This window comes from Bradyrhizobium sp. ma5, assembly GCF_042258955.1.
In the GTDB taxonomy this organism is placed as follows: domain Bacteria; phylum Pseudomonadota; class Alphaproteobacteria; order Rhizobiales; family Xanthobacteraceae; genus Bradyrhizobium.
Genome location: NZ_CP170156.1, coordinates 4,572,261 through 4,594,946, shown reverse-complemented (window position 1 = coordinate 4,594,946; position 22,686 = coordinate 4,572,261). Strand labels below are relative to the sequence as shown.

At 65.4% G+C, this 22,686-nt stretch carries 16 protein-coding genes and 1 tRNA gene; 8 read left to right on the top strand and 9 right to left on the bottom strand.

Features of this window, described 5'->3' with window-relative positions; all coding sequences use genetic code 11:
* The first annotated feature begins 80 nt into the window (after nt 1–80).
* Nucleotides 81–1,400, top strand: coding sequence for a 30S ribosomal protein S12 methylthiotransferase RimO (rimO, locus tag ACE103_RS21220; RefSeq protein ID WP_375774772.1), 1,320 nt, complete (start codon nt 81–83; stop codon nt 1,398–1,400).
* Nucleotides 1,401–1,406: 6 nt separating this feature from the next.
* On the opposite strand, the gene ACE103_RS21215 is transcribed toward rimO, so the two are convergent.
* Nucleotides 1,407–1,703 carry a hypothetical protein gene (locus ACE103_RS21215; protein ID WP_375774771.1) on the bottom strand — a complete coding sequence of 99 codons (297 nt, stop codon included), beginning with the start codon at nt 1,701–1,703 and terminating at the stop codon, nt 1,407–1,409.
* A gap of 310 nt (nt 1,704–2,013) precedes the next feature.
* Between ACE103_RS21215 and ACE103_RS21210 the strand changes: the two genes are divergently transcribed.
* Nucleotides 2,014–3,210 (top strand): acetylornithine transaminase, encoded by a 1,197-nt coding sequence (locus ACE103_RS21210; protein ID WP_375774770.1) that lies wholly within the window; start codon nt 2,014–2,016, stop codon nt 3,208–3,210.
* A gap of 34 nt (nt 3,211–3,244) precedes the next feature.
* A tRNA-Arg gene (locus ACE103_RS21205) sits at nt 3,245–3,321 on the top strand.
* 48 nt (nt 3,322–3,369) lie between these two features.
* Here ACE103_RS21205 and ACE103_RS21200 read toward each other — a convergent pair.
* The 3 genes from ACE103_RS21200 to pcsA form a co-directional block, all read right to left on the bottom strand.
* Nucleotides 3,370–4,344, bottom strand: coding sequence for a quinone oxidoreductase (locus ACE103_RS21200; protein WP_092114426.1), 975 nt, complete (start codon nt 4,342–4,344; stop codon nt 3,370–3,372).
* 135 nt (nt 4,345–4,479) lie between these two features.
* A complete protein-coding gene (locus tag ACE103_RS21195; protein ID WP_375774769.1) occupies nt 4,480–5,205 on the bottom strand; it encodes a TerC family protein in 726 nt (241 codons plus the stop codon).
* Complete coding sequence (gene pcsA, locus ACE103_RS21190; protein ID WP_298379892.1) at nt 5,202–5,930, bottom strand: phosphatidylcholine synthase; 729 nt, start codon at nt 5,928–5,930, stop codon at nt 5,202–5,204. Before pcsA ends, ACE103_RS21195 begins: the two co-directional genes overlap by 4 nt.
* 132 nt (nt 5,931–6,062) lie before the next feature.
* Between pcsA and ACE103_RS21185 the strand changes: the two genes are divergently transcribed.
* Nucleotides 6,063–7,247 carry a UbiH/UbiF family hydroxylase gene (locus ACE103_RS21185; protein WP_375774768.1) on the top strand — a complete coding sequence of 395 codons (1,185 nt, stop codon included), beginning with the start codon at nt 6,063–6,065 and terminating at the stop codon, nt 7,245–7,247.
* Nucleotides 7,248–7,259: 12 nt separating this feature from the next.
* Here the strand turns inward: ACE103_RS21185 and ACE103_RS21180 are convergent, their stop codons facing one another.
* Nucleotides 7,260–8,213: an AEC family transporter gene (locus ACE103_RS21180; protein WP_375774767.1), complete on the bottom strand. Its 954-nt coding sequence runs from the start codon at nt 8,211–8,213 to the stop codon at nt 7,260–7,262.
* A gap of 121 nt (nt 8,214–8,334) precedes the next feature.
* Here ACE103_RS21180 and hspQ point away from each other — a divergent pair, with 121 nt between their 5' ends.
* Entirely contained in the window at nt 8,335–8,667 is a 333-nt protein-coding gene (gene hspQ / locus ACE103_RS21175; RefSeq protein ID WP_024584048.1) for a heat shock protein HspQ, read from the top strand.
* A 50-nt stretch (nt 8,668–8,717) separates the two neighbouring features.
* Here hspQ and ACE103_RS21170 read toward each other — a convergent pair whose 3' ends face one another.
* Both ACE103_RS21170 and ACE103_RS21165 read right to left on the bottom strand, forming a co-directional pair.
* Complete coding sequence (locus ACE103_RS21170) at nt 8,718–9,992, bottom strand: MFS transporter (RefSeq protein WP_375774766.1); 1,275 nt, start codon at nt 9,990–9,992, stop codon at nt 8,718–8,720.
* A 388-nt stretch (nt 9,993–10,380) separates the two neighbouring features.
* Complete coding sequence (locus ACE103_RS21165; RefSeq protein WP_375774765.1) at nt 10,381–11,214, bottom strand: invasion associated locus B family protein; 834 nt, start codon at nt 11,212–11,214, stop codon at nt 10,381–10,383.
* Nucleotides 11,215–11,598: 384 nt separating this feature from the next.
* Here ACE103_RS21165 and ACE103_RS21160 point away from each other — a divergent pair, with 384 nt between their 5' ends.
* The 3 genes from ACE103_RS21160 to ACE103_RS21150 all read left to right on the top strand — a co-directional run bounded on the left by ACE103_RS21160 (nt 11,599) and on the right by ACE103_RS21150 (nt 16,266).
* Nucleotides 11,599–13,335, top strand: a complete 1,737-nt coding sequence (locus ACE103_RS21160; protein WP_375781150.1) for an extracellular solute-binding protein — start codon at nt 11,599–11,601, stop codon at nt 13,333–13,335.
* Between the two features lie 85 nt (nt 13,336–13,420).
* Nucleotides 13,421–14,932 carry an AMP-binding protein gene (locus ACE103_RS21155; protein ID WP_375774764.1) on the top strand — a complete coding sequence of 504 codons (1,512 nt, stop codon included), beginning with the start codon at nt 13,421–13,423 and terminating at the stop codon, nt 14,930–14,932.
* 107 nt (nt 14,933–15,039) lie between these two features.
* Nucleotides 15,040–16,266 (top strand): GGDEF domain-containing protein, encoded by a 1,227-nt coding sequence (locus ACE103_RS21150; protein ID WP_375774763.1) that lies wholly within the window; start codon nt 15,040–15,042, stop codon nt 16,264–16,266.
* Between the two features lie 108 nt (nt 16,267–16,374).
* Here ACE103_RS21150 and ACE103_RS21145 read toward each other — a convergent pair whose 3' ends face one another.
* On the bottom strand, nt 16,375–16,842 hold the full coding sequence (locus ACE103_RS21145; RefSeq protein ID WP_375774762.1) for a hypothetical protein: 468 nt from the start codon (nt 16,840–16,842) through the stop codon (nt 16,375–16,377).
* On the bottom strand, nt 16,808–22,609 hold the full coding sequence (locus ACE103_RS21140) for an AIDA repeat-containing protein (RefSeq protein ID WP_375774761.1): 5,802 nt from the start codon (nt 22,607–22,609) through the stop codon (nt 16,808–16,810). The genes ACE103_RS21145 and ACE103_RS21140 overlap by 35 nt, the downstream gene beginning before the upstream one ends.
* Nucleotides 22,610–22,686 lie beyond the last annotated feature (77 nt).

The following is a 22,686-nucleotide window of genomic DNA, read 5'->3' as shown; positions in this document are numbered from 1 at the left end:
CTAGCGGTTGAATTTTGCTATGAGATCAATTAGTTGGATCACCATATCCGAACAATTCAGATCAGGCTCCAGGCGACCACATGGAAAGAGCGCCCCATATTTCGTTCGTCAGTCTCGGCTGCCCCAAGGCGCTGGTCGATTCCGAGCGCATCATCACCCGGCTGCGCGCGGAGGGCTATGAGCTGGCGCGCAAGCATGACGGCGCCGACATCGTCATCGTCAACACCTGCGGCTTCCTCGACAGCGCCAAGCAGGAATCGCTCGCCGCGATCGGCGAGGCGATGGCCGAGAATGGCAGGGTCATCGTCACCGGCTGCATGGGCGCCGAGCCTGAGCAGATCGAGAGCGCCTATCCCGGTGTGCTGTCGATCACGGGGCCGCAGCAATATGAGAGCGTGCTGGACGCCGTGCACCGCGCGCTGCCGCCGGCGCACAACCCGCATCTCGACCTGGTGCCGCCGCAGGGCGTCAAGCTCACGCCGCGGCACTACGCTTACTTGAAGATTTCCGAAGGCTGCAACAACCGTTGCAGCTTCTGCATCATCCCGAAGCTGCGCGGCGACCTGGTGTCGCGGCCGGCCAATGACGTGCTGCGCGAGGCCGAGAAGCTGGTGAAGGCCGGCGTCAAGGAATTGCTCGTCATCTCGCAGGACACCTCGGCCTATGGCGTCGACATCAAATATGCCGAGAGCCCGTGGCAGGATCGCAGCGTGCGCGCAAGATTCTTCGATCTCGCCAAGGAGCTCGGCGAACTCGGCGCCTGGGTGCGGCTGCAATATGTCTACCCCTACCCGCATGTCGACGAGGTCATCGGCCTGATGACCGAGGGCAAGGTGCTGCCTTATCTCGACATCCCGTTCCAGCATGCGAGCCCCGATGTGCTGCGTGCGATGAAGCGCCCGGCAGCACAGGAGAAGACGCTGGCGCGAATCCAGAAGTGGCGCGAGCAATGCCCGGAGCTGACGCTGCGCTCGACCTTCATCGTCGGCTTCCCCGGCGAGACCGATTCCGATTTCGCCTATCTGCTCGACTGGCTCGATGAAGCCGAAATCGATCGCCTCGGCTGCTTCAAATACGAGCCGGTCGCCGGCGCCGCGTCAAATGCAATTGGCAATGTGGTGCCTGACGAGGTCAAGCAGGAGCGTTGGAATGCGCTGATGGCGCGGCAGCAGAAGATTTCGGCAAGGCGCCTGAAGCGCGAGGTCGGCACCCGCCAGCAGGTTATCATCGACGAGGTCGGCCCGACGGTCGCGAAAGGTCGTTCAAAGGCCGACGCACCGGAGATCGACGGCGCCGTCTATCTCACCAGCCGCCGCCCGCTCAAGGTCGGCGAGATCGTCACCGCCAAGATCGAGCGCGCCGACGAATACGACCTGCACGGCAGCGTCGCCGGATTCTGAACGCACCTAACTGGCAGTTGGCGGAGTGGCGAGCGCGGCATCGAGCGTGCGAAGCACGCGATGGATGCGGACCGAGCTTGCGATGCCTGCATTGCGCACATAGGCATCGATGACCTCCTCGCTCTCGACCACGACGAGGCCGAACAGCTTGCGGTCGTCGGTCGCGTAGGTGCAGAGCCAATGCATCTTGCCTTGCGTCGCGATGATGGCGTCCAGCGCGATCCGCGCGTGACGCGCCGCCTGCGCGTCATCGGTCACATCGAAACCGGCCGGAAGATCTCGTTCGATCAGCAGCTTGATCACGGTGCCACCTCCAGGATTTGCCTGGTCGCAGCCTAACACGCTCAACGAGCCCGTCGCGTCCGATATCACCGCCCGCTTGACACCACCGGCCCTTCGGCTGTATGGCCCTGCGCCATGAAGCTGAACCGGACCCACCGCCGCGCCATCAACCGTCGTCGCACCCGCGACGATGCTGGGCTGCGCCGTGTCCGACGCCACCGCTGATTAGCTAAATCAGCCAAGGTTTTCGAGAAGGCCGCGCCCCCAAAGCGCGGCCTTCTCGCTTTTCGGCCCGCCCTTAATCCCCACACCGACCCCAGAGGAGATCGACATGACCAACGCCACCCATCCGTTCGATGCGCTGATGGACATCACCGCTCGCCCCGAGGTCGTGTTCGTGCGCGGCGCAGGCTCGTATTTGTGGGACGCCAACCGCAAGCGCTATCTCGACTTCGTGCAGGGTTGGGCGGTGAATCCGCTCGGCCACTCGCCGACCATCGTTGCCGATGCGCTGGCCGCGCAGGCCAGGCGGCTGTTGACGCCGAGCCCGGCGTTCTACAATGAGCAGAGCCTGAAACTGGCGAAGATGCTGGTCGACAAAAGCTGCTTCGATCAGGTGTTCTTCGCCAATTCCGGTGCCGAGGCCAATGAGGGCGCGATCAAGCTCGCGCGCAAATTCGGCGCCAAGTACAAGGGTGGCGCGCACGAGATCATCACCTTCGAAGGCGGCTTCCACGGGCGCACGCTCGCGACCATGTCGGCGTCGGGCAAGAAGGCGTTCGAGCCGTTGTTCGAGCCAAAGGTCTCGGGATTCCGAAAGGCCAAGCTGAACGACATCGAGTCGGTGCGGAAGTTGATTTCGCCATCGACGGTGGCGGTGATGCTGGAGCCGATCCAGGGCGAGGCCGGCGTGTGGCCGGCGACCGACGCGTTCCTGCAAGAGTTGCGGGCGCTGACCCAGCAGCGTGGGCTGCTGCTGATCGTCGACGAGATCCAGACCGGCATCGGCCGGACCGGAAAGCTGTTCGGCCATGAGCACGCCGGAATCGCGCCCGACATCATGACGCTCGGCAAGGGCATCGGCGGCGGCGTGCCGCTCGCAGCGCTGCTCGCGACCGAGCACGCCTCCTGCTTCGATCACGGCGACCAGGGCGGCACCTTCAACGGCAACCCCCTGATGTGCGCCGCTGGGCTTGTCGTGCTCGATAAGATCGGCCAGCCCGATTTCCTGAAATCGGTGGTCGATACCGGTCTGCTGCTCGAGCGCGAATTGCAGCGGCTGTCGGCGCGTCACGGGCTCGGCGAGATCAGAGGCCGCGGCCTCCTGCTCGCGCTCGATCTCAAGATGCCGCTCGGCGCCGCCGTCGTCGCCGAGGCGTTCGCGGCCGGCGTGCTAGTGAACTCGCCGCAGCCGGACACGCTGCGCTTCATGCCGGCGCTCGACGTCACGCGGGAAGAGATATCCGCTGTCATCGATTGTCTGGATGGAGTGCTGACGAAGGTCGGTGCGGCGAGACGCGTGGCGTAGACAGGCGATATCAGATCGCGGCCGATGATGGCATGGTCCCGTAGCTCAATTGGACAGAGCACCGCGTTGCGGACGCGAAGGTTCGAGGTTCGAGTCCTCGCGGGACCACCATCTTGCCGGGTTGGCTCGTCCGGCAAAGTGCTTGCGACCGTAGCATCTCTACGGCCGCAAGATCGCCGCGCCCGTCGTAGCCCGGCTCTCCAGATCGATATGCGCCTTGGCGACGTCCTTGAGCGCATAGGCGTGGTTGATCGGCACGTGCAGCTTGCCGTTGATCACGGCGGCGAACAGCGTGTCGGCGCCTTCGAGCAATTCCTTGCGGGTGCCGACATAGTCGTTGAGCTTCGGCCGCGTCGCGAACAGCGAACCGTGGTTGTTGAGCTCGGCGAGCGGGAACGGCGGCACTGGACCCGAGGCGTTGCCGAACGAGACGAACAGGCCGCGTGGCCGCAGGCACGACAGCGATCCCGGGAAGGTGGTCTTGCCGACGCCGTCATAGACGACGTCGCAAAGTTCGCCGCGGCTGATCTGTTTGACGCGTTCGACGAAATTCTCCTCGTTGTAGAGGATGACGTGGTCGCAGCCATTGGCGAGCGCGATATCGGCCTTCGCCTTCGAGCCGACGGTGCCGATGACATGCGCACCGAGCGCGTGGGCCCACTGGCAGGCCAGCAGCCCGATGCCGCCGGCCGCCGCATGAATCAGCACCCGATGGCCCTGCTCGACCTTGAAGGTCTTGTGCAGGAGGTACCAGACCGTGAGGCCCTTAAGCATCAGGACGGCGCCCTGCTCGTAAGTGATGTGGTCGGGCAGTTTGACGAGTTTGTCCGCCGGGATGACGCGCTCTGAGGCGTAACCGCCGAGGTTGTAGTAGTAGGCAACACGATCGCCGGGGTGGAAATTGGTCACCCCCGGACCAACGGCCACGACCTCGCCCGCGGCCTCGTTGCCGGCGATGAACGGCAGGCCCGGCGCCTTGTAGAGGCCGGTGCGGAAATAGACGTCGATGAAGTTCAGCCCGACCGCATGCTGGCGGATGCGGACCTCGCCGGTCCCCGGCGCCCCCACCTCGACATCCTCATAGGTCAGGACCTCCGGGCCCCCCACCTTGTGCACCCGCACAGCCTTGGTCATGTCGTCGCTCCCTCAGATCTCAGCGTCAAACGAGCGAATGCCATCGGCACCGGCTTGTCAACCAACCTGCCGGAACCGGGGGCTACAGCATGATCCGGAAAAGTGCGAAGCGGTTTTCCGAAAAAATCATGCCCTTTAGCGCGCCGGCTTCCTGCGGTTGCGTTTGGCCAGCACGTTGAACATCTCGACCGCCGCCGAGAATGCGATGGCGAAATAGATGTAGCCGCGCGGGATGTGGAATTTGAAGCCGTCGGCCACCAGCGCCACGCCGATCAGCACCAGGAACGCCAGCGCCAGCATCTTGGTGGTCGGATGCTCGGCGACAAACCGCGCCACCGGTCCCGACGAGACGTACATGATGATGCACGCGATCACGACCGCCGCGATCATGATCTCGATGTCCTGCGCCATGCCGATCGCGGTGATGATCGAATCCAGCGAGAACACCAGGTCGATGATGATGATCTGCACGATCACCCAGAAGAACGCGTTGGGGCTCGGCTTGTCATTCTCCTCGGCGTCACGCGCCTCGACCTCGGCGTGGATCTCGTGGGTCGCCTTCGCAATCAGGAACAGGCCGCCGCCGATCAGGATGATGTCGCGCCACGACAGCGCGACACTCTCGATGGTGATCACCGGCTGCGTCAGCCCGATCAGCCAGACCAGGACGCTGAGCAGGATGATGCGGAACACCAGCGCCAGCAGCAGGCCGATCTGCCGCGCGCGGTTGGCCTGCGGCTGCGGAATCCGCGAGACCAGCACCGACAGGAAGATGACGTTGTCGATGCCGAGCACGATCTCGAGCGCAGTCAGGGTCAGCAGCGCCGCCCAGGCTTCCGGGCTGGTGATCAATTGCATCATGCTCTGAAGGCTTTCATCCGGCGTATCAAGGTGTCGCTGCCGACGATGTAGACGGCGATGGCGCAGAGGCCGAAGGTGATCGGGGCTCCGACCACGAAATCGTTGGCGAGCGTGTACATGCCGAGCAGCGCCCAGGCGCCGAGCAGCCACAACGTGAGCCAGCGCAGCCGCACCACGCGGAACGGGTGCAGCACATGGAACGGCGCAAAGGTCAGCACGATCAGCAGCGCGACCACGATCGTCGACAGCACCGGCGGCAGATGCAGCAGGAACAGGTAGAACGCCGCCGCATTCCACAGCGCCGGGAAGCCGCGGAAATGGTTGTCGTCGGCCTTCATGCGGCGGTCGGCGAAATACAGCGCGCTGGAAACCACGATGCCGATGCCGAGCACCGGCGCGGCCAGCGGCAGCAGCATGCCGCTCGCGGTGATCGCATAGGCCGGCACGAACACATAGGTGACGAAATCGACCACCAGGTCGAGCACCTCGCCCGACCAGTTCGGTTGCAGCCGCACCACGTCGAGCCGGCGCGCCAGCGGGCCGTCGATCCCGTCGATGATCAGCGCCACCCCGAGCCAGGCGAACATGTTGGCCCAGTGCTCGCGCACCGCCTCCAGCATCGCCAGCAGCGCGACCCCGGCGCCGAGCGCCGTGAAAATATGAACGGAGAATGCGGCGGTCCGCATCCGTTCTGGCAACGCATCCGGCTGGCTCGAGTGCTCCATCGGCCGAGTGCTATCAGGAATCGGCCCCCTTTGCATATGCAGTCTTGCGGCGTTCCGCCGCGCAAACCATTGGAAGGATTCAGTGGTTACCGATGGCTTGAAAATCGGGCCAAGCATGTCAAATGTCCTGATATGACCGACAGCTCGCAGGATTATGACGTTATCGTAATAGGCGGCGGCCCGGCCGGATTAACGGCTGCGATTGCCCTCGCCGACGCCGGCGCGCGCACCGCGCTGTTGGCGCGCCGCGCCCCCTATGCCGACAACCGCACCACCGCGCTGCTCGGCGCCTCGACCGAGATCCTGGAGCGGCTCGACGTCTGGCGGCGCTGCAGCGACAAGGCTGCCGCGCTCAAGACCATGCGCCTCGTCGACGACACCGGCCGCCTGATCCGCGCGCCGGAGGTGCGGTTCACCTCCGAGGAGATCGGCCGCGAGCAGTTCGGCTTCAACATCGACAATCGCTCGCTGGTCGCAGCGCTCGAGGAGCGCGCCGGCGAGATGGCCGCAATGACGCGGTTCGACGACGAGGCCGCCTCGGTGCAACCGGATGATGCCGCGGTCACCGTGGTGACGCGGCAGGGCCAGACGTTATCGGCCCGGCTCGTGGTCGGCGCCGACGGACGCAATTCGCTCTCGCGCGAGGCCGCCGGCATCGAGGTGGTCAGCCGCGAGCTCGGCCAATCCGCCCTCACCTTCAACATCACCCACAGCCGGCCGCACAACAACATCTCAACCGAGTTTCACACCGAGCATGGCCCCTGCGTGTTCGTGCCGCTCAGCGGCAACCGCAGCAGCGTGGTCTGGGTCTCGGCGCCCAAGGAGGCCGAACGGCTGAAGGCGCTTGGCGATGACGAGTTGTCCGAAGCGGCCGAGCGACAGTCGCATTCGATTCTCGGCCGCGTCGAGGTCCAGGGCGGCCGTTACGTGTTTCCGCTTGCGATCGAGCGGCCCCGGCAATTCGCCAAGGACCGGATCGCGCTGGTCGGCGAATCCGCCCACGTGCTGCCGCCGATCGGCGCGCAAGGACTCAACATGGGGCTGCGCGATGCTGCCGATATCGCCGAGATCACGGGCCAGTCGATCGGCCGCGGCGAGGATCCCGGCGCGCCGAATGTGCTGTCGCGCTACCAGGCGGCGCGGCGTCCTGATGTCGCCAGCCGGACCTGGGCGATCGACATCGCCAACCGGTCGCTGCTCAGCGATTTCCTGGGCGTACAGACCGCGCGTGCCGCCGGCCTGCATCTGCTCGGTGCCTTCGGCCCGCTGCGGCGGCTGGCGATGCGCGAAGGCCTCGCGCCGTCATGGCGGCGGTAGCCCCTACTCGTCTTAGGGAAACACCAGCCGTCCGCTCTGGATGAACCACATCACGCTGGTCAGCGTGACGACCGAGGCGAAGGTGCCGATCAGCACCGCGACCGATGCCGGCTCGATCCAGGTGTCGTTCTGGCGCGCGATCACGAACACGTTGAGTGCCGGCGGCAGCGAGGCCATCAGCACCGCGGTCGCAGCCCAGGGCTGCGCGAACGGACCGAACAGCAGCATCAGTCCGAAGGCGAGCAGCGGATGGATCAGAAGCTTGATCGCGACCACGCCCGGCACCTCCCACGGCACCCGCTCGAACGGCCGCAGCGCCACGGTGATGCCGAGCACGAACAGCGCCGTCGGTGCAGCGGCGTTCTCGAGGAACTGGATGGTGCGGTCCAGCGCGACCGGGATCGGGATGTGAAACGCGGCCACCAGCGCGCCGAACACCGCCGACATGATCAGCGGGTTCTGCACGATCTGCCGGAGCACCACGCCGAATGCGTGCAGCAGCGAGGGATGGTCGCGGTCGGTGAGCTCGATCAGGAGCGGCACGATCGAGAACAGGAAGATGCTGTCGCAGCAGAAGATCAGCGCGGTCGGCGCCGCCGCCTTGGTGCCGAGCACGGCGAGCGCGAGGCCAGGCCCCATGTAACCGATATTGCCGTAGGCGCCGGACAGGCCCGCGAGCGTCGCCTCGCGCAGCGACAGCCCGCCGATCAGTCTGCCTGCGACCATCGCCAGGAAGAACGCGATCACGGTTCCGAGCGTGGTGGCGATCAGGAATGGCGGGTTGTTCAGCTCGGCGAACGGCGTCTTCGACATGATCCCGAACAGCAGCGCCGGCAACGAAACGTAAAGCAGGAAGAAATTCATCCAGGCGAGCCCGCTCTCGGGCAAACCCTTGGCTTTTCCGCACGCGTAGCCGATGAAGATCAAGCCGAAATACGGCAACGCCAGATTGAGGATATCGATCATTCTGAAAGTAGTTTCTCGGCCGGATTTCGGGTCGTTTTTGCAGGGCTAGAATCGGTAAACCGGGGGTTAATTCGAGGCTTAGCCCCTAGCATCGGCCACAATGTTGGTCTATCGACGAACCATGATCAAAGCGCGCACCGCCAAGTTTCAGATCGGGCAGATCGTCCGTCACCGGGTGTTCTCCTTCCGGGGCGTGATTTTTGATATCGACCCGGAGTTCAACAACACCGAGGAATGGTGGCTGTCGATCCCCGAGGACATGCGGCCGCACAAGGACCAGCCGTTCTATCACCTGCTCGCGGAAAACTCGGAGACCGAGTACGTCGCCTATGTGTCCGAGCAGAACCTGCTGCCCGACGATTCCGGCGAACCGATCCGGCACTCGCAGGTGGCGGAGATCTTCGTGAAGGACAAATCGGGCGGCTACCGTCCGCGCAACCCGTCGCTGAACTGACGCGCGGCGCCTGTCCGGCGACGGACGCGACGGCGCGGCTTCCGAACTGCTCATACCCCCTCACGCGCGGCCAGCGCCGCCGCGATTGCCCACACCGCAAAACCCGCCAGGGCCAGTCCGGCACCGACGAGACCGGTCGAGGTCCAGCCGTAGCCGGCTGCGACGGCCATTCCGCCGAGCCACGGCCCCAGCGCATTGGCAACGTTGAAGGCGGAATGGTTGAGCGCCGCGGCGAGGCTCTGCGCTTCGCCCGCGACATCCATCAGCCGGGTCTGCAACACGGTGGCGAGCGCGCCGCCCAGGCCGATCAGGAACACGTCGGCGCTCAGCGTCCAGAAGTCCGCCGCCGCCAGCGGATACAGCGCCAGCGTCGCGGCCGACCACAGCAGCAGGCCGCCGGCGGTTGCCATCAGCGCGCGGTCGGCGAAGCGCGGCACGATGATGTTGCCGGCGGTGAGGCCGGCGCCGAATACGCATAGCGTGACGGGCACCAGCGCGGGCGACGTATGCGTCACCGCCAGCATGGTCGACGCCAGATAAGTGTAGACCGAGAACAGTCCGCCGAAACCGATGGCGCCGATCGCAAGCGTCAGCCAGACATGCTTGCGCCCAAGCGCCGAGAGCTCACGCAACGGGCTCGCATTGGTGTCGGCGACGTCACGCGGCGCGAAGATCAGGACCAGGATGGACGTCAGTAGCGCGAGGCCGGCAACGATCGCAAACGCCCAGCGCCAGCCGATCGCCTGCCCCACGCCATTTGCGAGCGGCACGCCGATCGTCGTCGCAATGGTGAGGCCGAGCAGCACGCGTCCGACGGCCGCCGTACGCTTGTCGATCGGGACCAGCGAGGCCGCGACGAGCATGGCGATGCCGAAATAGGCGCCGTGCGGCAGCCCGGCGAGGAAGCGCAGCGCCAGCATGGTGTGATAATCCGGTGCGAGCCCGGAGAGCCCGTTCATCAGCGCAAAGAAGCCCATCAGCGCGATCAGCAGCGTCCGCCGCGTCATTCGCGCCGACAGCACGGCGATGACAGGCGCGCCCACCACGACGCCGAGCGCGTAGGCGCTGATCGCGTGGCCGGCCTGGGGCTCGCTGATGTGCAGGTCATGGGCGAAGAACGGCAGCAGGCTCATGGTCGCGAATTCGGCGATGCCGATCGCGAAGCCGCCCATCGCCAGCGCAAGATGAACGATGCCCGGATGGAAGCTCCCGGGGGCGTTGTCCTGGTTGAGGCGCCCGCCGGCATCGACCGAAGCGCGGCCGGTCGGCTGCTCCGAAGGCCGGGAAAGCGGTTCCCGCCGCTGCGTGCTGACTCGCTGGGACATTGGGGACTTTCATGATTGCGAACGACGGACGGACTTGCGGCCCAGGCAAAGTCCAGTCGCATCGCGCCATCACGCTTCCACACAGTGGCCGGGGTTCGCAGCGAACGACGCACGCATTTGCGCATCGAAGGCGCGTTCCGCGCTTTCGTCCGGCCTCCCGTGACAGATTTATGATTGTGCTTCGACGCCGGACTTGTCCGGACAAGGCAACGACGATGCGGCTTGGCGCGATCGAATTGCCTTGCGCGACCATCGCACACGACCTGCGCGATCACCAGCGCGGCAGGCTGCCATCAGCCAGTCTGTTTCGCATGACAAAAAAGGCGCCCTTGCGGGCGCCTTTTGCTTGTGACGATCTCGCGCTTTCTTGAACGCGCGATCGACGTTGTTACTTCGCTGCCGGATTGGCCGGAGCCGGCGCCGCGCCACCGCCCGCGCCTTCCAGCTTCTTGCGCTGTTCTTCGGCGCGCTTCTGCAACTCTTCCTGCAGCTTCTTCGAGTTTTCCTCGAACACCTTCGGATCGGTTGGCGGGCCGTCATAGGCCTTGGCGAATTCGGTGTTGAGCGGCAGCGGCAGCGTCAGCGGCGCGCCGTTCGAATTGATCGCCTGGACCACGAGGTTCTGGCCCTTCTTCATGTTAGCGATCAGCTCGGGGGTTGCTTCATAATCGGACATGCAGCCGTTCTGGAAGCAGATCACATAGGGCGCCTGCTGCGGCGGGTTGCTGTCGACGATGATGCGGGTGCCGTGAACCAGCTGCATGCCGAGCGGCAGCGTGACGCGCAGGATCTTCTTCGGCTCGCCTTCCGGCTCGATGATCACGGCGGCGATCACGGGCTGGCCCGACTCGATGCGGCCATCCTTGCCGGTGAAGCAAACCTGCTTGGCGTTGGCTTCCTGGCCCTTCAGGCAGAACTTGGTCCAGGGGGCGTAGATCAGCTGGATCTGCTGATCCTGGGGCGGCTGGGCTGCCGCGGCGGGCGCCTGACCTGCGGCCGGGGCCTGTGCCTGGGGCGCCGCCTGGGCTGCCGGAGCCGGCGCCTTCGGAGCTGCCTTGGGTGCCGCCTTGGGCGCGGCCTTCGGTGCCGCAGGCGCCGGCGCTGCCGGCTGCTGGGCCTGAGCGGCAGGAACCAGGAGCGCTGCAGAGAATACCGTCGCCGCCATCAGGGCAACAATTCGCCCATGCGGCCGGACCGGGGCGGCCAAGATACGGAAATTCATTGCGGAAAACCCTTTCTGAACGGCAGCGCCCGAAACCGCTGCAGGCGCCGACACATAGCCGTTTGGGCGGCTGTCTCCTAGTCAATTGAGGCGGATACGTGACAGGCGTTCCCGCCTTCGAATTGCACGCCTTCAATACAGCGGCGCGCGGAAAGATCAATGCCGACAAGCGCATTTGCGCACCTGTCACGGCGAGTTTTGCCGCCCTGTGATAAACCTCCCGATGTGACGTTTCGCGAATCAAATCCGGCGCCTCATGCACGTGTTCCCGGGCCCGTTTGGCGCGCCGCATTGGCCGCCATCTGGCTCGTGCTGGCATCGGCTCTGGGTTTCCTCACGACCGCACTTGCCCCCGCGGCCGCCAGCGAGAGCCACGCCATCGCGATGCATGGCGCGCCCGCGCTGCCTGCCGACTTCAGCCACCTGCCCTACGCCAATCCTGACGCCCCCAAGGGGGGCCGTCTGGTCCTGAGCCCCCGGGAGGGCACCTTCGACAGCCTCAATCCCCTGATTGTCAGGGGTCTCGCCGTGCAGCAGCTCCGGGGCTACGCCTACGAGCGCGGCTATGTCTACGAAAGCCTGCTGGTGCGGAACAATGACGAGCCGTTCACGCTGTACGGCCTGCTCGCCCGCAGCGTCGAGACCGACGATGCCAGAAGCTATGTGACATTCCACCTCGACCCCCGCGCGCGCTTCTCCGACGGGCACGAGGTCACGGCCGACGACGTTGTGTTTTCGCTCGAGCTGCTGCGCCATCACGGCCGCCCGCTGCATCACCAGTATTATTCGAAAGTCGCAAAGGCCGAGGTGCTCGACCCGCTCACGGTGCGGTTCGATTTCGGCGGCGTTGCGGACCGCGAATTGCCGCTGATCCTCGGCCTGATGCCGATCCTGCCGCGCCATGCCACCGACGTCTCCAAGTTTGAAGAGACCACCTTGGCGCCGCCGATCGGCACCGGCCCGTACCGCGTGACGGCGGTCAAGCCCGGCAGCAGCGTGACCTTCACCCGCAATCCGGATTACTGGGGGCGCGACCTGCCGGTGAACCGCGGGCTCTGGAATTTCGACGAGATCAGGCTCGATTACTATCGCGACGCCAACGGCCAGTTCGAGGCGTTCAAGCGCGGCCTCTATGACTTCAGGACCGAGCCCGAACCGCTCCGCTGGCATGACGGCTACGACTTCCCCGCCGCGAAAAGCGGCGAGGTGATCCGCGACACCATCAAGATCGGCACGCCCGATCCGTCGGAATTCCTGGTGTTCAACACCAGGCGGCCGAAGTTCGCCGACGTCAGAGTGCGCCAGGCGCTGCTGATGCTGTTCGATTTCGAATGGATCAACCGCAACTACTATTTTGGACTCTATTCGCGCGCCGGCGGTTATTTCGCCGGCTCGGACCTGTCCGCCTATGGCCGCCCGGCGGATGATCGCGAGCGCGAGCTCCTCAAGCCGTATCTGTCGCATATCGCGCCCGACATCCTCGAGGGCCGCTATCGCCTCCCCGAGACCGACGGCTCAGGCCGCGACCGCACCGTCCTTCGCGACGCGCTCAAGCTGCTGTCGGACGCCGGCTACGCGCTCGACGGCACGGTGTTGAAAGAGCGCGCGACCGGGACGCCGCTGCGGATCGAGCTTCTGGTGACGACACGCGAGCATGAGCGGATCGCCCTCGCCTATCAGCGCGACCTGAAGCGGGCCGGCATCGACGCCGCGGTCCGGGTGGTCGACGCGGTGCAGTTCGAGCAGCGCCGGGTCGCCTATGACTTCGACATGATCCCCATTCGCTGGGACCAGTCGCTGTCGCCGGGCAACGAGCAGTGGTTCTACTGGGGCAGCCAGGCCGCCGACGTGCCAGGCACCCGCAACTACATGGGCGCCAGGGATCCGGCCATCGACGCCATGATCGCCGCGCTGCTCGCGGCGCGGGAGCGGCCGGCCTTCGTCTCGGCGGTGCGGGCGCTGGACCGGACCCTGATGTCCGGCTTCTACGCTATCCCCCTATTTAACTTGGGAGAGCAATGGATCGCGCGCTGGAATCGGATAGAACGGCCTTCGGCCACCGCGTTGACGGGCTACCTGCCGGAGACCTGGTGGCAGAAGCCCGGCGCGCAATCCAATTGAGCTGCCAAGTTGAGCTACCAAGTGATTTGCGACCCGACGCGGCATGGTCCGGTCTGATCGAAGCGATGCAACCGACGTTGAACCTGTGAACCAGTCGATCACCTCGCCCACGCTCGATACGCTGTTCAAGCGCAGCTTGGCGCGGCAGCCCGAGGCGCTGGCGCTGGTCGACCCGATCAACAAGCAGCGCATCACCGGACAGACCTGCAAGCGCCTGACCTATGCTCAGGCCGACCGCGCGATCTCGGCGATCGCCGCCCATTTCGTCGAGAGCGGATTGCCGGCCAATACCGTGATCGCGGTTCAGCTTCCCTCGACGATCGAATTCGCCCTGACCGTGCTCGCCGCCCATCGCGTCGGCCTCGTGGTGGCGCCGTTGCCGCTATTGTGGCGGCAGGCCGAGCTGACGTCCGTCCTCAACCGCACCGCGGCGCGGGCGATCGTCACCTGCGGCAAGATCGACGGCGTCTCCTACGCCGACATCGCCATGAACGCCGCGGCGGAAGCCTTTTCGATCCGCCATGTCTGCGGGTTCGGCACCGATCTGCCCGAAGGCATGACGTCGCTCGATGACGCGATCCTGCAGGACTCGCGGACCGCGCGCCCGATGATCCAGGACGGCCGCAAGCCGGCGCTGATCTCCTTCGACGTCACCAGCGAGGGCTTTCGCCCGGTGCCGCGCGCGCATTTCGGCCTGATCGCCGGCGGGCTCGCGATGTCGCTGGAAAGCGACCTGGCCCAGGGCGCCACCATCATGTCGGCATTCGCACCGATGTCGTTCGCCGGCATCTGTTCGTCGCTGGTGGCCTGGCTGCTGTCGGGCGGAACGCTCGTCATGCATCACCCGTTCGACGAGGAAGCGTTCGAAACCCAGTTCAACGATCACGGCTGCGACACGCTGATCGCGCCGGCGCAACTCGCGCTGCGGCTCGACGAGTGCGGCCTGTCGGAGCGTCTGCCCACGCTGCGTAACGCGATCGGCCTCTGGCGGACGCCGGAGCAGGTTGCCTCCAGTGCGCACTGGACGTCGCGGCGGGTGACCTTGACCGACGTCTATCTGTTCGGCGAGGCCGGGCTGTTCGGCGCCCGCCGCAACGCCGAGGACGGATCGCCGGCCCCGATCAAGGCCGGTCCGCACAGCGCGCCGCGTGAGACTCCCGGCGCATCGATCGCCGGCGAGATCCTGCTGACCCCGAAGGGCACGCTCGGCTTGCGCGGCCCGATGGTGCCGGTCGCCGCCTATGCGCCGTCGCCGCCCCCGGGCGACACCCTGATTGCGCCAGCGCCGCGCGATTACGTCGACACCGAATATGCCGCGCGGGTCGATCGCGCGACCGGCGCCGTCAACATCACCGCCCCGCCGTCGGGGGTCATGACGGTCGGCGGCTACCGATTCATCGCCCAGGAGCTACAGGAGTGGTCGCGCCGCCTCGGCCAGGGCGCATTGTTGACGGCACTGCCCGACCGCCTCAGTGGCCACCGGCTGGCCGGACGAGCCCAGGACAATGCGCGGGCCCGCGACGCCCTGACAGAACTTGGGCTTAACCCCTTGATGGTCGAAGCATTTCGCGACCGCGGCGGCACCGGAACGCCCTAGAATCTTATCATTGCGTTAGTCTTAGCATTGCGTTGACGCCGCATTAAGCCATGCCAACTAGCATCGTAGCCGTTTGCTGATCTTAAGCATTGGTTTCGAGCGTTCGAATGTCTCAACAAGGTCCGGTCCTCATCGTATCTGCGTCGGCAAAGCCGCCGTTTGCCGCGGTCCTCGATGAGACGAAGCTGTTTCCGGTCGTGGTCACCGACTGGAACGAGGTCGGACGCGCCATCGAGCAGGTCAAGCCGGCCGCGATCATCGCCGCCGCCGAGGGAGTCGACTTCGTCGCCCTGTCGGGCCTCGCCAAGCGCGCTGCCGCCCGCGCGCCCTATCTGCCACTGATCGCGGTCGATCCTGCGACCACCCTACCCGACACCGTCATCGCGTTCTTCCAGCACAAGGGCATGCCGGATCGCCTGGTCGCCCGGCTCAACGCGTCCTTACGCGTTCGCGCCTTGCATGCGACCGTGATGCGCCGCCTGATGCCGCCGGCGCCGATCGCAATGTCCGATATCGATCCGGTCGGAGAGGCCACCGCGCTCCTGATCGGCCGCGGCGGCGCCTACCCGGCCCTGTCGGTCGCGCTCGGCGAACGCGCCGGCGTGGTTGGTGCGCTGAGCATCGAGGCGGCCGCAAAACATCTCTCCAACCGTGACATCGACGGCATCGTGCTGGCCGAAGGCTTCACCCCGCGCGTGATGGATGCGTTCCTGACGGTGCTGACCGAGGATGTTCGCTTCCGTCCGTTGCCGGTGATCGTCGCCTCCGGCGAGTTGACGCCGCGTTACGAGCTGCCCAATCTCGAGATCGTCACGGCCGGACCGACACGCGTCGGCGACATGGTGTTGCCGATGATCCGGCAGCATGCCTTCGAGGCGCGGCTCGGCCGCATGTTGAAGGCGATCGACGCCAAGGGCCTGATCGATCCCCGCACCGGTCTGCTCACCAAGGCCGCGTTCGAGCGCGACTTCGCGACCGCCGTCTACCAGACCGCCGAGCGCGGCGGCGCACTCTCGGTGGCGCGCTTCACCTTCGACAATACGCAGCCGCGCGCGCAATTCGACGGCGCCCGGATCATCAGCCGGCTGATGCGCCAGGCCGATTTCGGCGCCGTGCACGACGACCGGTCGCTCGTCGTGGCGTTCGCCGGGACCGACATGCGCAACGCCCAGGCAATTACGCGGCGATTGGCGAGCGTGATGCGCCACACCCAGAACGGCCGCCGCGACAGCAGGGCCGAGCCCGCCGTCAGCATCGCAACGCTGCTGCCGGGCGATTCCGCGATGTCGCTGCTGGGACGATTGTTCGGGACGCCGGAGCGCGCGGCGTCGTAATCAAGCTCTATGCCGCTTTTCAGTTGCTGCAATCGCTGCGCAGGCAGCGTCGGCAGCAGGCGAAGCCACCTTATCTTGGTGGCTCCGCATGCCTCTCATCCTCAAGCCTCACGCATGCTGTGGCTGCGCCAGCTGGCTAACCTGCGTCGCCGGCGGATCGACAACCAGGGTCCCGCCATGGCCGTCACTCGAGGTCGTGAAGGTCGAGGCCATGTAGTTGCCGAGCAGCGCAATGCTCGCCGTGACGGTGCCGTCCGTCACCGTGAGCGTTCCGCCCGCTGCGTTTCCGCTGAAGCTCGGGGTGTGAACGCTCGCGAAATTGATGTTCGCGAAATCGATCGCATCCGAACCGGTCATCCCGGCGACGGTCCCGCTAAAGCTCGCGGAATTGTCGAGCTTCAGCGTCCCCGTCGAACCCTGGAACGTCACGGTGGCGTTCGAGGCCCCCGGCAATTCCAGGGTCGCGCCCGCCGCGATGGTGGCACTGGTGGAACTCTCGCCGGTCGCGTTGAAAGACTGCCAAGCCCCCCACGCGGTGCCGTCATTGGCCCGGATCCAGAGTTGGTCTGTGCCCAAGCCGGCCTGATAGGTGGCCTGGGAAAGTTGCGCCGCCGTGATGTCGATCTCGGTATTTGCCTTCTGCGTGACGTTGTTGACGATCCAGGCCCCGTTCGTGTTGGAATCCCACAACGCATATTTCGTGATGGTATCGCCATCTGCGTCCGTCGCGCTGAACAGGCTCGATGCGGCGAAGGTCTGCCCGGAGACCGTCGCCACGTTCGGTCGGCGCCTGGTTGGTTGCGGTCGCCGTGAACGCCGTCCAGTTCCCCCACAACTTGCCGTCATTGGCCCGCACATAGAGCGTATCCGACGGCGAACCACCAGGGCCGAATACGTAGCTCACCTGCGTCAGGTTCGCCGCCGAGACGTCGATCTCGGTGTTGGCTAGCTGGGCGACGCCATTGATCGCCCAGTGGCCGTTGCCGCCGGTGTCCCAGAACGCGTACTGGGTGATCGTGTCGCTGTCGGCATCCGTCGCCGAGAACAGGCTCGTGGCTACGACCGAATGGTCGTGGGTCCCGGTCGCGTTCGATGCCGTCACAACGGGCGCGTGGTCGGGCCCCGGCGTTGCCGTGAATCCCGTCCAGGTTCCCCACAACAGGCCATCGTTGGCCCTGACGTACAATGTGTCGGGCGTGGTGCCGGTCGGCCCGAACACGTAACTCACCTGTGACAGGTTCGCCGCCGACACATCGATCTCGGTGTTGGCTGCCTGCGCGACGCCATTGATCGCCCAGTGGCCATTGCCGCCGGTGTCCCAGAATGCGTACTGGGTGATGGTGTTGCTGTCGGCATCCGTGGCCGAGAACAGGCTCGTGGCGAGCGCCGACGTCTCGCCATGGGTTGCTGCGACGTTCGGCGCCGTCACCACCGGCGCATGATCGGACCCTGACGGGGCCGTGAAGCCCGTCCAGCCGCCCCACATGAAGCCATCGTTGGCCCTGATGTACAGCGTATCGGGCGGCGAGCCGGTCGGCCCGAACACGTAGCTCACCTGCGACAAGTTCGCCGCCGACACATCGATCTCGGTGTTGGCCGCCTGCGCGACACCATTCACCACCCAGTGGCCGTTGCCGCCGGTGTCCCAGAACGCGTACTGGGCGATGGTGTCGCCATCGGCATCCGTCACCGAGAACAGGCTCGTGGCGAGCGTCGACGTCTCTCCTGGGGTTACTGTCACGGTCGGCGCCGTCACCACCGGCGCGTGGTCAGGCCCCGGTGTTGCCGTGAACGCCGTCCATGTGCCCCACAACATGCCGTCATTGGCCCGCACGTAGAGCGTATCCGACGGCGAACCACCGGGGCCGAACACGTAGCTCACCTGCGACAGGTTCGCCGCCGACACATCGATCTCGGTGTTGGCTGCCTGCGCGACGCCATTGATCGCCCAGTGGCCGTTGCCGCCGGTGTCCCAGAATGCGTACTGGGTGATGGTATTGTTGTCGGCGTCCGTGGCCGAGAACAGGCTCGTGGCGAGCGCCGATGTCTCGCCATGGACTGCTGTGACGTTCTGCGCCATCACGACCGGCGGATTGTCGGCTCCCGGCGGGGCCGTGAACGCCGTCCAGGCGCCCCACAAATAGCCGTCGTTGGCCCTGACATACAACGTATCGGGCATCGAGCCGGGCGAACCGAACACGTAGCTGACCTGCGAGAGGTTCGCCGCCGACACATCGATCTCGGTGTTGGCCAACTGGGCGACGCCATTCACCACCCAGTGGCCGTTGCCGCCGGTGTCCCAGAACGCGTACTGGGTCATCGTGTCGTTGTCGGCGTCCGAGGTCGAGAACAGGGTCGTGGCGAGTGTCGACGTCTCTCCTACGGTTACCGTCACGTTCGGCGCCGTCACCACCGGCGCGTGGTCAGGCCCCGGCGTTGCCGTGAAGGCCGTCCAGGTCCCCCACAGGTAGCCGTCGTTGGCCCTGACGTACAGCGTATCGGGTGTCGACCCTGTCGGCCCGAACACGTAGCTGACCTGCGACAGGTTCCCCGCCGACACGTCGATCTCGGTGTTGGCCAACTGGGCGACGCCATTGATCGCCCAGTGGCCGTTGCCGCCGGTGTCCCAGAACGCGTACTGGGTCATCGTGTCGTTGTCGGCGTCCGAGGTCGAGAACAGGCTTGTGGCGATCGCCGAGGTCTCTCCATGGGTTGCGGTCACGTTCGGCGCCGTCACCACCGGAGCGTGGTCAGGCCCCGGCGTTGCCGTGAACGCCGTCCAGGCGCCCCACAGGTAGCTGTCGTTGGCCCTGACGTACAGCGTATCGGACGTCGACCCTGTTGGTCCGAACACGTAGCTCACCTGCGACAGGTTGGCCGCCGACACATCGATCTCGGTGTCGGCTAACTGGGCGACGCCATTGATCGCCCAGTGGCCGCTGCCGCCGGTGTCCCAGAATGCGTACTGGGTCATCGTGTCGTTGTCGGCGTCCGAGGTCGAGAACAGGCTCGTGGCGAGCGCCGAGGTCTCTCCATGGGTTGCCGTCACGTTGGGCGCCGTCACCACCGGCGCCGCATCCGGCCCCGGTGTTGCGGTGAACGCCGTCCAGGCGCCCCACAGAATTCCGTCGTTCGCTCTTATGTAAAGCGTGTCGGGCGTCGATCCTGTCGGCCCGAACACATAGCTCACCTGCGACAGGTTGGCCGCCGACACATCGATCTCGATGTTGGCCAGCTCGGTAATACCATTCACCACCCAGTGGCCGTTGCCGCCGGTGTCCCAGAACGCGTACTGGGTCATCGTCTGGTGATCCGGATCGGTCACCGTGAAGAGACTTGACGATGCGGCAACCGACGTTTGGCCGTGCACCGCTGCGACATTGGCGGCATGCACGGTCGGTGGAGTGTCCACAAAAGCGGTTGCGGTAAATTGAGTCCAGCCGCCCCAAGCCGTACCGTCATTGGCCTTTACGAAGAGGGTATCAGCCGTGCCACTCGGACCGAATACGTAGCTCACCTGCGACAGGTTCGCTGCCGCAACATCGATCTCGGCGTTGGTGGCCTGGACGACGCCGTTGATGGCCCAGTGGCCGTTACCTTGCGTGTCCCAGAATGCGTATTGGGTGATGGGATCACCATCGGCGTCCGACACCGTAAAGAGGCTGGACGCCAGCACAGAGGTCTGGCCGACCGTTGCCTGTACATTGGGCGCTGACGTGACCGGTGCGATATCGGCACGCGTCGTGACCAGCGTGCCGGTGCCGGAATCCGTGCTGACGCTGAACCGCACGCCAGGCGTCTGATCAAGCTGAAGATCGTAGAAGGTCCCACCCTCCGTGACCTGCATGACATTGCCCGCGAGCAAGGTCACCGAGCCGCCGGAAGAGAACGTCACCCCGGCCAGATCGATGCTGTCGCCCAGCACCAGCCCGCTGATGGTCGTCGTCGGCATCGAGGTGCTGTCGATCTTGAGCTGCCCGCCGGACCCGCTGAAGGTGATGCCGCCGCTCGCGACGCTGCCGGCCTGCAACTCGACCACGCCGCCCGAAATCGTCACCGGACCAGTCGACCCGCCGGAGGAAACGATTTCCGTGCCGCCGGCAAACACCGTCACGTTGCTGGTCACTGCGCCAGCCACTTTGAACGTGCCGCCGCTGGAGACGGAAACATTGTGGGCCGTCGCCCCGGACAGAACGTTCAACATGCCGCCACTGCTGACGGTCGTGTGGTCGATTGCGCCTCCCGACGACACGTTGACCGTGCCGCCTGAAATCCCGGTTCCGGAGCCGGTCACGCCGATAACCACACCTCCCGAGAACACGTTCTCGATGCCGCCGGCAAAGACCGCGACGTTGCTCAGAACCGTGCCGCCGACGTTGAAGATGCCGCCGCTCGAGACGGAGATATGGTCCGCCGTCGCGCCGGACGAGACATTCAGGTCACCGCCACTGAAGACGGTCGCATATTCGAACGAAGCGCCGGAGAGAACGTCAACCACGCCCGAAATTGCGGTCCCCGAACCAGTGACGCCGGTGACGGAGCCACCCGCAGAGACGATTTCGTGGCCGCCGCTCTGAACGGTGACATTGCTGGTGATCTTGCCCCGCACGTTGAGCGTGCCGGACACGTTGATCATGCTGGCCGAGCCTCCGGCCAGAACGTTGAGCGTCGCACCGACTGCGACGAACGTGCCCGTACCGGCCGTGCCGCTGATGGTGCCCTGGATGACACCGCCGGACGAGACGTTCTCGATACCACCGCTCAGCACTGCGACCGTATTGGACGTGGTCCCCGTCACGTTGAGAGTGCCGCCCGCCGAGACGGTCGTCCCGGTGGCAAATCCACCAGCCAGGACGTCGAGCGTTCCCCCGGATACGAGCGTTCCGCTGGCGGTGCCGCCGCTGCTGACAAACATCGTCGCGCCGCTTGCAACGAAGGCATTCGTATCGTTGCCCGCGACCGCTTCGGTGCCGCCGGACGAGACGGCCGTACCCGTGTCGCTGCCGCCCTTGCTGATGGTCAGAAGTCCGCCGCTGCTGACGGTGGTGCCGACGGCTGTCCCGCCGGAGGCAACGAACATCGAACCGCCATTGAGGACGGTATCACCGGTGTCGGTTTGGCCACTCGACACGGTGTAGGATGATCCGCTGCTTACGGTCACAGGGGCGCTTTCGATAACGACTGTGCCGCCATTGCTGGTGACGTTCGTGACATTGGCGCCGGTGATGAGAATCAAGGTGCCGCCGCTATCGACCACGATGCCGCTTGCGGTGCCGCCGGACGAAACGACTTCGGTGCCACCGGAGCTGATCACTGTGCTGCTGGCGATCCCGCCCGCCATGACGGTCTCGGTGCCGCCGGCACTGATCACCGTGGTCCTGGCGATGCCGCCGGATGAAACGATCTGGGCACCGCCGGAGCTGATCACAGTGCTGCTGGCGATGGGGCTGTACACGCCGCCGCCCCACACGATCTGTTCACCGCCCGCGATCAGCGTGGTGGAGATCGCCGTTGCGCTGCCGCAGTATTGGCCTTCGCCGACATATTGGATGCTGCCGCTGCCGGTGACCGTCGTGTTGACGGCCGTGCCGGTTTCAACGTAGCCGTACGGCGCAATGTACTGGATTCCACCGTCGGTGACGGTGGTATTGCTGGCGTAACCAATACCGGCGGTTCCGAAGGCGGCATAGCCGATGTACTGCGTAGCACCATCGATGATGGTGCTGACCGCGCTGCCGGCGCCGAGAAATCCAACGATCTGTTCGGAACTGCTTCCCACCACCGTGGTGTTGGACACGACTGCGCTGCCATAGGCGCCAGGGTTGTTATTGTAGTCGTTTGAGACGTACTGGTATCCTCCGCTCACAACCGTGGTGTTGATCGCGGTGCCGCCATAGATGTCCTGCCTACCGCCATTGAGAGTGGTATTGATTGCCGTGCCGCCGAAAAAGGTCAGACTGCCGCCGCTGGTGACCGTGGTGCTGCTTGCGGTTGAGCCACTGTCAATTGTCAGTCGGCCACCGATGATCGTCGTGCTGATCGCGGTTCCAACGCCGGTTGTGTAGGAAGGGAGATAGCTGAAGCCGAGGATCGCGTTGCCACCGCTGATCACGGCGCTGATGATGGTGCCGAGAACGTAGAGCTGCGCGGCACCATTTGAGTCGTTGGATACGGTGTCGCCGAAATCGGTGCCGCCGGAGGACACAACGACGGTGCCGACATCGAGCGTGCTGCTGATATACCCACCATTCAGCACGTAGAGCGTGCCGCCGTCCTGGACCGTGTTGCCGCTCTCCGTATCGGACACAGAAACGGTGCTGCCGCTGCCGACGTTCACACCCATCAACCCCTCCCCCGAAAAAACTGATCTCGAAATCCAATAAATCTGGCCGGCAATTCGCCCCCGCAGCCGAGCCTGGC

Excerpts from the sequence above, each read along its gene's own strand:
- rimO (WP_375774772.1), top strand. The coding sequence starts at position 81 with ATGGAAAGAGCGCCCCATATTTCGTTCGTCAGTCTCGGCTGCCCCAAG.
- ACE103_RS21210 (WP_375774770.1), top strand. The coding sequence starts at position 2,014 with ATGACCAACGCCACCCATCCGTTCGATGCGCTGATGGACATCACCGCT.
- ACE103_RS21200 (WP_092114426.1), bottom strand. The coding sequence starts at position 4,344 with ATGACCAAGGCTGTGCGGGTGCACAAGGTGGGGGGCCCGGAGGTCCTG.
- ACE103_RS21195 (WP_375774769.1), bottom strand. The coding sequence starts at position 5,205 with ATGATGCAATTGATCACCAGCCCGGAAGCCTGGGCGGCGCTGCTGACC.
- pcsA (WP_298379892.1), bottom strand. The coding sequence starts at position 5,930 with ATGGAGCACTCGAGCCAGCCGGATGCGTTGCCAGAACGGATGCGGACC.
- ACE103_RS21185 (WP_375774768.1), top strand. The coding sequence starts at position 6,063 with ATGACCGACAGCTCGCAGGATTATGACGTTATCGTAATAGGCGGCGGC.
- ACE103_RS21180 (WP_375774767.1), bottom strand. The coding sequence starts at position 8,213 with ATGATCGATATCCTCAATCTGGCGTTGCCGTATTTCGGCTTGATCTTC.
- hspQ (WP_024584048.1), top strand. The coding sequence starts at position 8,335 with ATGATCAAAGCGCGCACCGCCAAGTTTCAGATCGGGCAGATCGTCCGT.
- ACE103_RS21170 (WP_375774766.1), bottom strand. The coding sequence starts at position 9,992 with ATGTCCCAGCGAGTCAGCACGCAGCGGCGGGAACCGCTTTCCCGGCCT.
- ACE103_RS21165 (WP_375774765.1), bottom strand. The coding sequence starts at position 11,214 with ATGAATTTCCGTATCTTGGCCGCCCCGGTCCGGCCGCATGGGCGAATT.
- ACE103_RS21160 (WP_375781150.1), top strand. The coding sequence starts at position 11,599 with ATGCATGGCGCGCCCGCGCTGCCTGCCGACTTCAGCCACCTGCCCTAC.
- ACE103_RS21150 (WP_375774763.1), top strand. The coding sequence starts at position 15,040 with ATGTCTCAACAAGGTCCGGTCCTCATCGTATCTGCGTCGGCAAAGCCG.
- ACE103_RS21140 (WP_375774761.1), bottom strand. The coding sequence starts at position 22,609 with ATGGGTGTGAACGTCGGCAGCGGCAGCACCGTTTCTGTGTCCGATACG.